Source organism: Gilliamella sp. wkB112 (assembly GCF_001690685.1).
Classification (GTDB): Bacteria; Pseudomonadota; Gammaproteobacteria; order Enterobacterales; family Orbaceae; genus Gilliamella; species Gilliamella apicola_J.
In genome coordinates, this window is sequence record NZ_LZGL01000017.1 from 441064 (window position 1) to 455018 (window position 13955).

A 13955-nucleotide genomic window follows, 5' to 3' on the forward strand; every position below is an offset into this window, starting at 1 on the left:
CACAATAGTTTAAGCGCTTTCAGATTAGGGGATGGTTAGGTAGGTGAATATTCATTGTTATTGAAATAGCATTACTAATGCCTTAGCTGATTTTATACATAAACGTATAGCAGTTTGGAAACATCTTGACAAGTACAAAATGCCAGCCAGATTGCTGGCATTGGTTTGGCGTGGTGTTGGCGGTCGTAAATAGTTATCTTTAAGATAACAGCCGCCCTTTACTCGCCAACTCCGTCGGCTCGGGTTTTCCCTGCCGCAGCAACTGTCCATTTGTTGCTTAACCTTAATTGCTTCTAATTTATTTCCCATGATCTAAAGATTAAAAACCAACGACCGAGGACCAAGAACTAAGGATAGGTGCAAACGCCATAGATGGCACTAGTACTATTCTCTCTGACGCGTCCACCAAAAATGGTACCATCAGTATTGACGGATAACTTATAAGGACCGATGCTATCACCTGTCCAGTAGTAGTCGGTGCTGAAGAAGTTGGCACCGGTATAATCGTCCATCTTGCCCCATTCAGTAAAAAAACCAGCACCGATATTACGCTGGTAAAACCTAGTATTTGATGACGGAGTGGCACCTACTGCACCTATACATGTATGCATGCCTCCACACACGGCGTTGGTTAAATCTTTTACCTGTGCCATGTGATAACCTATATTTGCACACCAAGCAATTTGGTTGGTAAGAGTATTTTTTTTATCGCCACTATTAACAAACCACTGCTTTAATACAAATCCATATTTTAATACTGTTTTATGATTACTATCATAACCCACTAACTCGAATTGCTGTGGTAAGCTTGGTATACTAACTTCACCCGGTGAATTGGATTCGATTTGCGACGCCGTTGCTACTGGACCGGTGAGGGTAACTCGGACAGAGGAGGCACCATCAGAGTTAAAATCACCATCTACAGGCGTTTTTAACGACATAGTGGCAGTAATACCACCCTGAGTGACCGTTGGCCAAGTCAATGCCGTAGGATCAATACCTCCCACAAGTAAATCAAAATGCAGATTATTAGCCCCGGTAGTCGGGAAATTACGATTGTAACTTGATGATTCTGTGGATTGCACTAGGAAGCCTTTAGTGGGGTTCCAGATAGAGGCGGGGCCGGCGTAGCTGCTGGTGCCCCAGTTAAGATTCGGCCTGGCATAACAAATTGTAGGTGCTGCTTTGGGATTAATATAATAGATTGCACTACTACCACCGAAGTTACTACTATTGGGTACTCCATACTGAGTGGTTAAACTACCATTAGTACTAGTTAATTCCACTTTATAAGGCGCTTGACATATATCTAAGGTAGCACTACGACTAACTTTATTGTTCATATTATCAGTAATACTGACACTTAAACTACCGCTAACGGTGATTCCATTAGCACCCAGACCATCACCATCATCATCACCCCAATAATTATTAGGTGCACCAATTAGTTCGTTTAAGGTGATTGAATCAGCAGTGGTTGGTACCAACATCTGCACATCGGCCAGCGTTTCACTTGTATTGGGTAACTCTATTGGCGTAGTAGCCGAAGTATTGTTTTCTGGAGTAATGACAGTACCGTCAGATAGGGTAATACCCAATAGACTATTAGTATCATTCGCTTTAGTTACACCGCCATCAAAGGTTAAATAAGGCTCACTACCATTAATTACCTGTACCGTAGTAGCTGATAACGCTTGGGTATTTACTGAATAGGGTAATAATACACCAATTAACCCTAACGGTAATTTCGATAAGCATTTTGAAAGTAAGTAATTTAGTTGTGATAACCGCGATAAAGCTGGATAGTTAAGCGTTAAAAAAATCCTTGAGTATAATAACTTAACGAAGTTGTTCTTATTAAGATTTATAGAATAAATCTGTCGACTATTATTGTAACACATTGCTTCCTTTATACCGATTAACTTTATATTTTATTTTGATTTTTATTGCTAATCCCTTATGTGCTAATCTAAACTCATTTCCAATCTTAAAATTATAACAACAAGGAAAAAATTTAACTACAGTTTTAATCAAACAATTTGTTAGCTATTGTAAAGTAAAGCAAATTAACACTTAGTTATAGTAACCTAATAATTATATTTCACACAATTACGAAATCGGTCTAATTCGGTGATAGTAACCTAAAGGTATACTAATATCTATTGAAACGGACACAATTAAGTTTTAACTGATTTTATACGAAAACGTATATCTATCAGGAAACATCTTGACAAGTCTAACCACTGGTCAAGATGTAAATTGGTATAATTTACGGGCAATTTAGGCTATTCGCATGCCGGGTTTAGCACCATTATCGGGAGATAATAGATAAATGCCGTCACTATCATCTTTACCACTGGCAGCTAACACCATGCCTTCGGAAACACCAAAGCGCATTTTTCTAGGGGCTAAGTTAGCAATCATCACGGTTAATCGCCCAATCAATACTTGTGGATCTGGGTAGTATTGTTTAATCCCCGAAAATACATTGCGGGTTTCATCACCAATATCTAAGGTCAACTGTAATAACTTATCAGAACCTTCAACTAAGGTAGCATTTTTTATGAGTGCTACGCGCAAATCAATTTTCGCAAAATCATCAAAATTGATGGTTTCGGCAATCGGTTCAGCCATTTTTGCTGTCGCAGGTGCGGCTGACGCGGCTTGTTGTTTTGAGTCTTCAATCATAGCGGTGATTTTGTCCATATCGATACGGTTAAATAAGGCTTTAAAGCGATTAATAGTATGATTTGTTAAGGCGTTATTAATAGTATGCCACTCTAATTTGCTATTTAAAAATTCCTCAGTGCGAGTCGCTAGCGAAGGCACAATCGGTTTTAAGTAAGTCATTAAAATACGGAATAAGTGGATCCCCATGGAGCAAATATCCTGTAACACCTGATCTTGACCTTCTTGTTTAGCGACTACCCAAGGTGCTTTTTCATCAATATAACGATTAGCTTCGTCGGCTAGTGCCATAATTTCACGTATAGCTTTACTGGATTCGCGTTGTTCAAAATAATCGGCAATAATTTGTGCTTTTTCCACAAACTGCGCATATAATTCTGGTTCAGATACTTGTGCTGACAGTTTGCCGTCAAAACGTTTATTAATAAAACCAGCCGAACGCGAAGCTATATTGACTACTTTATTAACTAAATCACTATTCACGCGTTGCACAAAGTCTTCCAGATTTAAATCGATATCATCAATATGTGGTGATAATTTAGCGGCATAATAATAGCGCAGGCAATCAGGATCTAAGTGTTTTAAATAAGTACTGGCTTGAATAAAGGTACCGCGCGATTTAGACATTTTAGCGCCATCAACGGTAACATAACCATGCACAAAAATATTCGATGGTTTGCGATGGTCACTCCCTTCTAACATGGCAGGCCAAAATAGGCTATGGAAGTAAACAATATCTTTACCAATAAAATGATACAGTTCAGTTTGCGAGTTTTTATTCCAGAATTCATCAAAAATCGCTTTATTATTTTTATTACAATAATTCAAGAACGAGCCCATATATCCGATTGGCGCATCTAACCATACATAGAAATATTTACCTGGTGCATCAGGAATTTCAAAGCCAAAATACGGGGCATCGCGGCTAATATCCCACGGCTGCAAGCCAGCAGCAAACCATTCTTGCATTTTGTTAGCTACTTGTTCTTGTAAAGTGCCCGAACGTATCCACTGTTGTAACATATCGGAAAAAGCCGGCAGATCAAAAAAGAAATGCTCTGAATCTTTCATAACAGGGGTTGCACCCGAAACAACTGACTGCGGATTAATCAAGTCAATTGGGTTATAGGTGGCACCACACACTTCACAGTTATCACCATATTGATCCGGCGCTTTACAACGCGGGCAAGTACCTTTTACAAATCGATCCGGTAAGAACATTTGTTTTTCCGGATCAAACAGTTGCGAAATCACTTTAGTCTTAATGTAACCATTAGCTTTTAAGCGTTTATAAATCTGCTCGGAGATTTCCCTATTTTCCGGACTATGAGTAGAATGGTAATTATCAAAACTAATATTAAAGCCAGCAAAATCATGTTGATGTTCAGCTTTTACCGCATCAATCATCTGTTCCGGTGTAACACCCAATTGCTGAGCTTTGAGCATAATTGGGGTGCCATGAGCATCATCGGCACAAATAAAATAGATTTCATTACCACGCATTCGCTGGAAACGCACCCAAACATCGGCTTGAATATGTTCAAGCATATGGCCTAAGTGAATTGATCCATTAGCATAAGGAAGCGCACAAGTAACCAGTATTTTGCGTTGAGTTGTCATGTTGATTTATTACCTTTTTTTACATAATGGCAGAAATAGTACATCAATCGTGGGATTATCGCTAGATTTATGCCATAATTTACTTAAAATTGTTTACATGCTCCACTGATCTGAAAGTTAAATAACATGAATTTTAGGCTATAAGGCGATGCTTTTTAGTTTTAGCTTTTTTTTGCCTTTAGAGACCAATGTTAACAAGTTACTAACTTACAATTATATGAGTATAAACATCTTTATCTAGAGAAATAAGGCTTATTCCCATGGAAGCAAAAACGATTCTTGAACAATTTACTCACCCTACCCTAAATAAAAACTTGATTGAACTTGGTGCAGTAAAGCAATGTGAATGTGTGAATAAACAATTGTTAATTACTTTGGAAATGCCATTTGCTTGGCAAACGGCATTTGTAGAATTACAACAAGCAGTAACACCATCTTTACTTAAACTAGATGGCGTTGACGGTGTGAAGTGGAAGATCAAATATAATATTGCCACTTTAAAGCGTGCCAACAGTCAACCAGCTATCAATAATATCAAAAATATTATTGCGATAAGTTCCGGCAAAGGTGGAGTTGGTAAATCATCAACGGCAGTTAACTTGGCGTTAGCTTTACAACTACAAGGCGCCAAAGTGGGAATTTTAGATGCTGATATTTATGGTCCGTCAATCCCAACTATGCTTGGTACCGAAAAACAGCAACCTTTGTCACCCGATAATAAACATATGGCCCCAATTATGGCTCATGGCCTTGCCAGTAATTCCATTGGTTATTTGGTTGATTCTGATGGTGCCATGGTGTGGCGTGGGCCAATGGCCAGTAAGGCACTATTGCAGATTTTACATGATACGCTGTGGCCAGAGTTAGATTATTTGGTTATTGATATGCCACCAGGTACCGGCGACATCCAATTAACCTTAGCCCAAAACACTCCTGTGACTGCTGCGGTAATTGTGACTACCCCACAAGATATTGCTTTGATTGATGCCAAAAAAGGGATCACCATGTTCACTAAGGTGAATATTCCAACCTTAGGTATTGTCGAAAACATGAGCTACCATATTTGTGAAAATTGTGGTCACCATGAAGCGATTTTTGGCGAAGGTGGTGCCGAACGTTTAGCCAAGCAATACCATACCACGCTACTGGGGCAAATTCCACTGCATACAATGTTACGCCAAGATTTGGACACTGGTAACCCCACAGTTATTAGTCACCCTGATAGTGAATTTACTAAAATTTATTGCCAAATTGCTGTCCGTATTGCCAGTGAACTGTATTGGCAAGGTGAAGCGATTTTACCAGATATTTCGTTTAAGGCATTATAAAATATAGGTTTTCCGCTGTATCAACTAACGGCTGCAATAGCGGAAAACCATACCATCGGTTAACTGATAATTTTATCCTTAAACATAAAAAACACCGCGCCAAGTAAACATAAACCAGCCCAAATGTAATCTGTTTTGAAAGGTTCTTTAAGAATAAACATCGAAAATGGAATAAATACCGATAAACTGATCACTTCTTGAATAATTTTCAATTGCCCGGCACTGGCAACTTGAAAGCCGATGCGGTTGGCTGGTACTTGTAACAAATATTCGAATAAGGCAATTCCCCAACTAATAAACACCGCCACAATCCAAACTTGATTATGTAAAAACCGTAGGTGACCATACCAAGCAAAGGTCATAAAAATATTACTAAAGGTAAGTAAACAAACAGTGATGAGAAGTTGATTCATGATTATGATGAAAGAGACAAAAAAGATTTGGCTATTATATACCTGTGTTTATTAAAGTTACACTAGCACAACTCGGTAATTTAGTTATAAGAAAGAAGTAATTATCTATTTTATTAATCGGTTAAATTACCTCTGTTTATTCGCTTAAGCTATTGTAGTCAAGCTATTCTAGTTTTATAGTAAATCATAACTTATTCCCACCTATCTTCAATGTATTGCTAGCAACAACACTTTAGGTAACCACACTTATCACAACATTTAGGAGATGATTATGCAAAAGAGAGTAAACGAAGTCACTATGCGCGGAACACCAGTTACTTTACTAGGACCGAAAATGAAAGTTGGCGATCTTGCTCCAGATTTTGTGGTTCAAGATGCTAGCATGAACGAGGTCAAACTATCTGACTTCACTGGTAAAGTTAGGATAATTAATGCCGTTCCTTCAATTGATACTTCAGTTTGTAGTGCCCAAGTTCATCATTTTAATGTTGCAGCGGCCAACCTTAAAGATACGATTATTTTTTCAATTAGTGTTGATTTGCCATTTGCTTTACGCCGTTATTGTGCTGCCGAAGGTATTGATGAGGTTAAAGTCACCTCTGATCACAAAGACCTTGATTTTGGTTTAAAATACGGGGTAGTTATCGCAGAAAAACGTTTACTGACGCGCGCCGTTTTTGTTATCGATCAACAAGGCAAAATTGCCTACCTTGAGTATGTTAAAGAGGTATCTAATGAGCCTGATTATGACAAAGTTCTCACTGCAGTCAAAACCTTAGTTTAATAGCTGTTACCACCTAGATTAATTTTAGGTGGTAAGTTAGCTTGAGTTTTATAATGGTATCAGTTTAATAATAAATAATATTCGGTTATAATCGCCGGCAATTTATCTAGCCCAGCTATTTACTTATATCATGAATAATACCCAAAAACGATCGCGGATATGGTCTTCAATTCTTTGTTTGGCTTTTGCGGCCTTCATTTTCAATACTACCGAATTTGTTCCGGTGGGATTGTTGCCCAACATAGCAGAAAGTTTTTCGATGGATGTAGCACATGCGGGGCTATTGCTCACTATTTATGCATGGGCGGTTTCGCTATTATCGCTTCCGTTAACTATTTTGACGTCCAAAATGGAACGGCGAAAGTTACTAGTGTTTCTGTTCTGCTTATTTATTGGCAGCCATATTTTAGCGGGTTTTGCTTGGAATTTTTATAGCTTAATGGTAGCACGAATTGGCATTGCCTCTGCCCACGCGGTATTTTGGGCCATCACCACTCCGCTAGCAGTTCGATTAGCACCAAATGGAAAAAAAGCTAAAGCTATGGGTTTTATTGTGGTTGGCGTTTCAATGGCAACTATTTTAGGTATTCCTATCGGAACTATGATTGGTCAACTGGTTGGTTGGCGTGCCACCTTTTTATGTATTGGTATCTTTTCCTATTGTGTTTTAGTTTTATTACTTCACTTTCTACCACAAGTACCAAGTAGCAATACTATTTTGCTTAAAGATATTCCAAACGTACTAAAACGCCCTGCGTTATTAAATATCTATCTATTAACAGCTATTGTTATAACAGGACACTTTACCGCTTATACCTATATCACCCCATTTATGCTTAAAGTCGGTGGTTTCAACCAAACTATGGTAGTTATATTACTATTATCGATTGGTTTTGCTGGCATGATAGGCAGTATTATTTTTGCCAAATTTGCCGACAAACACCAAATAGCTATTTTAGTAGTACCAATCACTTTATTATTAATTTGTCTGTTATCCCTTTATGTTTGTTCGTTAAGCCTGTTTACCGCAATTATTCAAGGGATGCTGTGGGGGTTGTCAATTACGATTATTGGCATGGTCATGCAGAGTAAAGTTATTGATGTCGCCCCTAATGCGGCCGACATCGCCACCGCCGTTTATTCAGGGATTTACAATATTGGTATTGGCGGCGGTGCATTTGTCGGTAGCCAAGTGTTGCTGTATCTGTCAACTCAATATATTGGTTTTATAGGGGCAATATTTGTAATCATCGCCCTGTGTTTGTTTTATTTGCTAGCCAGAAAAACTTGGTAATCAATAAGTAACAATAAACGGTTACTTATTGATGGCTTCTAGCTGTTCCCACCTTGCAAACACGGCTTCAAGTTCCGCTTCTTTATCGGCTAAGGTTTGTAAAATTAAGCTAGTGTGCTCGTGGGGTTGATTAAAGAAGTCACTCTGACCTATTTGGGCTTGTAACTCGGTTATTTCAACGTCTAGCTGCTCTATTTTTCCCGGTAATTGTGCTAATTCGCGTTGCTCATTATAGCTAAGTTTCAGCTTAGTTTTTGCTGGTTGATTATTGTTAGTGCTGGCTTTATTGTCTTCCTTTTTAGTTGCTTTACTATTATTACTCGTTGCAACTTGCGTTTTTACCGGCCGGGTTTGTTGCTGTTGTTGCAAGGCATCGCTATAACCACCGGCATAAACTCCAATATGGCCTTGGTCTTCAAAAAACCAACAATTGGTGACCACATTATCCACAAATTGGCGATCGTGGCTCACGAGTAATACTGTTCCTTGATAATCATTAACCAATTCTTCCAATAGTTCTAATGTTTCAATATCCAGATCATTAGTAGGTTCGTCAAGTACTAGTAAATTGCTCGGTTTTAAAAATAATTTTGCCAACAATAAGCGATTACGCTCGCCACCGGACAATGCCCGCACTGGTGTTCTGGCACGTTTCGGTGGGAATAAAAAATCTTGCAAGTAACCAAGTACATGGCGAGAACGCCCATTAACCATCACTTCTTGTTTACCTTCAGCCAGATTATCCATTACGGTTTTTTCAGGATCGAGTTCTAAGCGATACTGATCAAAATAAGCTACTTCAAGTTTAGTACCACAATGAACACTGCCCGAAGTTGGTTGTAAATCACCAAGCAGGAGTTTTAATAATGTGGTTTTGCCAATACCATTAGGACCAATAAGCGCGATTTTGTCACCACGTAATACTTGCACACTAAAATCATTAACTAATTGTTTGCCATCAATTTGGTAACTGACATTTTCAAGTTCAAAAACGATTTTGCCGGAACGTAGTGCTTCTTCAATCTGCATTTTGGCACTACCCATAACTTGACGGCGCTGAGAATATTCTTGGCGCATGGCTTTTAAAGCCCGTACTCGGCCTTCATTACGGGTGCGACGTGCTTTAATCCCTTGGCGGATCCACACTTCCTCTTGGGCGAGTTTTTTATCAAATTCAGCATTTTGCAGTTCTTCGACACGTAAAGCATCTTCTTTACCCAGCAAATAACTATCGTAATCACCGCCCCATGAAGCCACTTTACCACGATCCAAATCGATAACCCGCGTCGCCATCTGGCGAATAAAAGAACGGTCATGCGAAATAAACACAATACTACCACTAAAGCTTTTTAAAAATTCTTCAAGCCAACGAATGGTTTCAATATCTAAATGGTTAGTGGGTTCATCCAGCAATAACACTGAAGGTTGGCAAACCAATGCCCTTGCCAGTGCAGCTTTACGTAACCATCCCCCCGATAATGAAGACAAAGCGACTTCACCATCTAGCGACAGCGAAGAAATAACATTACGAATGCGGTTATCTAACTGCCAACCATTTTGCTGATCGAGCTGTTCTTGTATTTTGGCTAGTTTAGCTAAATTAGCTTCGCTCGGATCACGCTCAATTAGATGCGAGAGTTCATTATAATCTTTTACTAGCTGTGCTTGATCTTGTAACCCTTCGGCTACAAAGTCAAATACATTACCTTGAATATCACGTGGTGGATCTTGTTGTAAACGGGATACCACTACGTTGTTTTCGTAGACGATTTGCCCCTCATCTAAGGGTATTTCTTTATTTAGGATTTTAAGTAAGGTAGATTTTCCGGCACCATTGCGCCCAACCAGACAAACGCGCTCGTTTTCTTCAATCGACATATCAATATGATCCAGTAATGGCGCATCACTAAATGAAAGGTAAGCATTTGTAAGATTAATTAATGACATACTTGTGGTTTTTGTTTGGATATTGAATAATAAGCGAGTATTCTATCATAGGTTGTTGTTGGCAACTAAAATCAATTATCAAAGATATAATAAAAAATCCTCACTAATGTGAGATCTCGGTTCTCTTCCTGTATAAAACTAATGCTGTAGTATTTATTAATTAACTGAAAATATTAATAAATCTCGGTGTGGAGGTTATTATGAGTCATATGTGGACATTCCAGCGTGTAGGTGGATTAGATCAAGTTGTATTTAACAGTAGTGATGACATTATTAATTTAGCTGACTTAGATCCAAAGTTATGGGTGGCACTGAGTTGCCCAACGACAGGCCTCAATTTTGACAAAAGAACACTGGCACTTTTAGATGTTGACCAAGATGGGCGCATCCGCATTCCCGATATTTTAGATGCCATTAGTTGGACCAAAGACAAGGTCTTATCTTTTGATAAAATCTTACAATCTTCTGATATTCTGCCACTGGCACAGATTGACACTACCACTAAAGCAGGGCAAAAATTATTAGTAACCGCCCATAGTATTTTAGCTAATTTAAATAAAAGCCAACAAAATTTTTTGACTCAAGATGATGTGCAACAGTCAATTAAAATCAATGCAGGCAAACTTTATAATGGCGATTTAATCTTCCCTCCGGCGTCTGAATTGTCCACAACTATGCAAACCTTTATTCAATCAGCTATTAAGGTTATTGGTGCCGAAAAGGACATGAGTGGTCAAGCCGGTATTAATTTAGATATTGCCACCACTTTTGTTAACAACCTGCAAACTTGGCAACAATGGCAAACTGATATTAGTAAGACCGAAACCCCTTTTGGCGAGAACCGAACCGAAATTTGGAAACTGGTACAAACGCTTAAACCTAAAATTGATGATTATTTTTTACGGATAGAACTAGCGCAATATGCTCCTCAAGCACAAACCGCACTGAATGTAGATGAAAAATATATAGTGCCAACAGAAAACGGATTATTATCCGACGACGCTCTGGCAGAATTACCATTATCAAAAATTGACACTAACAGTACTTTGGACTTAGTTAATGGGCTTAACCCCCTTTGGAAGAGCAAAGTTAGTCAATTTAAATCCTTGGTTGCTTCGTCATTAGCCAATCCAGATCAACTTAGCCAAGCAGAATGGCAACATATTCAAACTAGTTTGCAAGCTTATACTAAATTGATTAATTCCAAACCAGAAATGACAAAAATTAAGGTAACCATTGCGCCGATTGGCAGTATTGAAGATCTACCGGCACAACTGATTGCCAGTTTGACTGACAAACAACTGCTTAACGAATTTCAACACATGGTTGAACAAGATAATCAAACCCCTATTTCGGCGGCTGATGTGCTAGTTTTAGAAAAACTAGTGCTGTTCCATAAACACCTTTATCGGTTGTTGGTTAACTTTACTTCATTCGCTGATTTTTTCTCACTCGAAAATACCGCGGCATTTCAACTTGGCAAGCTTTATATTGATGGACGCTGCGCCACTTTATGTGTTGCCGTTGATAACATTGGCAAGCACTCTACCCTAGCCAATTATTCTGAATTATGCCTACTTTATTGTGAATGTACTCGCCATGGGCAAAAACAACTTATTGCCGCTGCTATAACTGCCGGGCAAGGTGATTTGCTAATTGAGGGGCGTAACGGCGTGTTTATTGATACTGATGGTAATGATTGGGATGCGAATGTAGTCAAAATAATTAGCAAACCGATTAGTATTCAACAAGCGGTGTGGGCGCCTTATCAACGTATTGGGCGATTAATTACCGAACAAATCAATAAATGGGCCAGTAGCAAAGACGCCAGTATAGAAAAATCTAGTGCTCAAGTAATTCAAAATCCGGAAAATAAATTTGATATTGGTAAAAGTGTCGGCGTTTTTGCTGCTATCGGTTTAGCTATAGGCGCCATTGGTACTGCATTAGCAACTATTTTTCAGGCGATATTTTCATTAACTTGGTGGCAGCTCCCATTAGTTATTATTGGGTTATTTTTAATCATATCCGGACCTTCGGTGATTTTAGCATGGCTAAAATTACGGCGTAGAACCTTGGGACCATTGCTTGAAGCTTCCGGCTGGGCAATTAATGGCCAAGTTAAAATCAATTTATTACTTGGGGGATTACTCACTAGCAAAGCTGAATTACCACAAAATGCTAAGCGTAATTTACGCGACCCGATGAGAAAACGCAGCCAAAAACCATTAATAGCTTTTATACTGGCAATCTTAATTGGTATTGGGGTTTCTGGTGCTTGGCTGTGGCATAAAGGTTATTTTAATCAATATTTTGAACCACAAAAGCAACAACAAACTACCAATAACGCCAATACTCAAAAATAAACCTAGCAATAAGTATTGCTCAAGGTTCGCCATAATTATTGGCGAACCTTGAGCATTATTAATGCTCATACACCGGCAAGCGATGACAAATGGCTAGTACTTTTTCTTTAACTGCTTGAATTGCTTGTTCGTCATTAATATTATCTAACACATCACAAATCCAGTTGGCTAAATCTCGGGATTCAGCTTCTTTAAAACCACGACGGGTAATCGCCGGAGATCCAAGGCGAACCCCTGAAGTCACAAACGGGCTTTGTGGATCTTTGGGTACACTGTTTTTGTTAACGGTAATATTAGCACTACTTAATGCGGCATCAGCCTCTTTGCCGGTGATGTTTTTATCCACTAAATCAATTAAAAATAGATGATTTTGTGTTTCACCAGCAACCACCTTATAACCACGTTTTAAAATGACAGCAACCATAGCTTGGGCATTTTTGATCACTTGTTGTTGGTATTGTTTATAGGCTGGCTCCATCGCCTCTTTTAGCGCTACAGCTTTAGCAGCAATAACATGCATTAACGGACCGCCCTGTGCGCCGGGAAATACCGATGAATTTAGTTTTTTATACAGTTCCTCACTGCCACCTTTGGCTAAAATTAGCCCTCCACGTGGTCCCCCTAAAGTTTTATGAGTAGTGGTGGTAACTACATGAGCAAACGGCACCGGATTAGGATAAACACCAGCAGCGACTAAACCGGCAACATGCGCCATATCCACAAATAAATACGCTCCCACACTATCAGCAATTTCACGCATTTTTTGCCAATCAACGATGCCAGAATAAGCAGAAAAACCACCGATAATCATTTTAGGCTGAGACTGTTTGGCAATGGTCGCTAGTTCGGCATAATCAATATGCCCGGTAGCATCAACCCCATAAGCCACAACTTTATACAGTTTACCGGAAAAACTCACTGGCGAACCATGAGTTAAATGCCCACCTTCGGATAAGTTCATACCCAAGATGGTATCGCCCGGTTGTAATAAAGCGGTATACACCGCAAAATTAGCTTGAGATCCGGAATGAGGTTGCACATTAGCATAATCCGCACCAAATAAGGTTTTAGCCCGGTCGATAGCTAATTGTTCGACAACATCAACATATTCACAACCACCATAATAGCGTTTACCCGGATAACCTTCAGCATATTTATTGGTGAGTTGCGATCCTTGCGCTTGCATTACCCGAGGGCTGGTATAGTTTTCGGAAGCTATTAGCTCCAGATGATCTTCTTGACGTTGCTCTTCACCTTTAATGGCATCCCATAAATCTTTATCATAATCGGCAATAGTCATTGCTTTACTAAACATGTTGACTCCTTATTATAAATTAGATCAGCTTGTAAGCTTATTGCAGTACTTGTTAGTATAAAAACCAAGCGTTCATCCTCACTCAATCAGCATTTTATTGCAATCTTTTTTACTACTTATAAAAAAATCATATAAAAAAGAAGAGATTTACGAACATTTTTTATATAAATTACTATTAAAAAGTACTTGATTTATTTTTC

General features: G+C 38.8%; 10 protein-coding genes. 4 read left to right on the top strand and 6 right to left on the bottom strand.

Annotation, left to right across the window (positions count from 1 at the left end):
- Positions 1 to 57 precede the first annotated feature (57 nt).
- From A9G12_RS12220 to metG, 3 genes are all read right to left on the bottom strand, one after another.
- Positions 58 to 309, bottom strand: coding sequence for a hypothetical protein (locus tag A9G12_RS12220; protein ID WP_141674132.1), 252 nt, complete (start codon positions 307 to 309; stop codon positions 58 to 60).
- Between the two features lie 38 nt (positions 310 to 347).
- Positions 348 to 1901: a hypothetical protein gene (locus A9G12_RS08705; RefSeq protein WP_065565437.1), complete on the bottom strand. Its 1554-nt coding sequence runs from the start codon at positions 1899 to 1901 to the stop codon at positions 348 to 350.
- Positions 1902 to 2280: 379 nt separating this feature from the next.
- Positions 2281 to 4308 carry a methionine--tRNA ligase gene (metG, locus tag A9G12_RS08710; RefSeq protein ID WP_065565438.1) on the bottom strand — a complete coding sequence of 676 codons (2028 nt, stop codon included), beginning with the start codon at positions 4306 to 4308 and terminating at the stop codon, positions 2281 to 2283.
- A 260-nt stretch (positions 4309 to 4568) separates the two neighbouring features.
- Here metG and apbC point away from each other — a divergent pair, with 260 nt between their 5' ends.
- Positions 4569 to 5636 (top strand): iron-sulfur cluster carrier protein ApbC, encoded by a 1068-nt coding sequence (gene apbC / locus A9G12_RS08715; protein ID WP_065565439.1) that lies wholly within the window; start codon positions 4569 to 4571, stop codon positions 5634 to 5636.
- A 59-nt stretch (positions 5637 to 5695) separates the two neighbouring features.
- Here the strand turns inward: apbC and A9G12_RS08720 are convergent, their stop codons facing one another.
- A complete protein-coding gene (locus tag A9G12_RS08720) occupies positions 5696 to 6049 on the bottom strand; it encodes a DMT family protein (RefSeq protein ID WP_065565440.1) in 354 nt (117 codons plus the stop codon).
- Positions 6050 to 6320: 271 nt separating this feature from the next.
- On the opposite strand from A9G12_RS08720, the gene tpx reads away from it, so the two are divergent.
- Both tpx and A9G12_RS08730 read left to right on the top strand, forming a co-directional pair.
- Complete coding sequence (gene tpx / locus A9G12_RS08725; RefSeq protein WP_065565441.1) at positions 6321 to 6833, top strand: thiol peroxidase; 513 nt, start codon at positions 6321 to 6323, stop codon at positions 6831 to 6833.
- Positions 6834 to 6960: 127 nt separating this feature from the next.
- Positions 6961 to 8127 (top strand): sugar transporter, encoded by a 1167-nt coding sequence (locus tag A9G12_RS08730; protein WP_065565442.1) that lies wholly within the window; start codon positions 6961 to 6963, stop codon positions 8125 to 8127.
- 21 nt (positions 8128 to 8148) lie between these two features.
- Here the strand turns inward: A9G12_RS08730 and A9G12_RS08735 are convergent, their stop codons facing one another.
- Positions 8149 to 10074: an ABC transporter ATP-binding protein gene (locus A9G12_RS08735; protein ID WP_065565443.1), complete on the bottom strand. Its 1926-nt coding sequence runs from the start codon at positions 10072 to 10074 to the stop codon at positions 8149 to 8151.
- A 200-nt stretch (positions 10075 to 10274) separates the two neighbouring features.
- On the opposite strand from A9G12_RS08735, the gene A9G12_RS08740 reads away from it, so the two are divergent.
- Positions 10275 to 12440 carry a hypothetical protein gene (locus A9G12_RS08740; RefSeq protein WP_065565444.1) on the top strand — a complete coding sequence of 722 codons (2166 nt, stop codon included), beginning with the start codon at positions 10275 to 10277 and terminating at the stop codon, positions 12438 to 12440.
- A gap of 58 nt (positions 12441 to 12498) precedes the next feature.
- Here the strand turns inward: A9G12_RS08740 and glyA are convergent, their stop codons facing one another.
- Positions 12499 to 13755 carry a serine hydroxymethyltransferase gene (glyA, locus tag A9G12_RS08745; RefSeq protein ID WP_065565445.1) on the bottom strand — a complete coding sequence of 419 codons (1257 nt, stop codon included), beginning with the start codon at positions 13753 to 13755 and terminating at the stop codon, positions 12499 to 12501.
- Between the last annotated feature and the right edge of the window lie 200 nt (positions 13756 to 13955).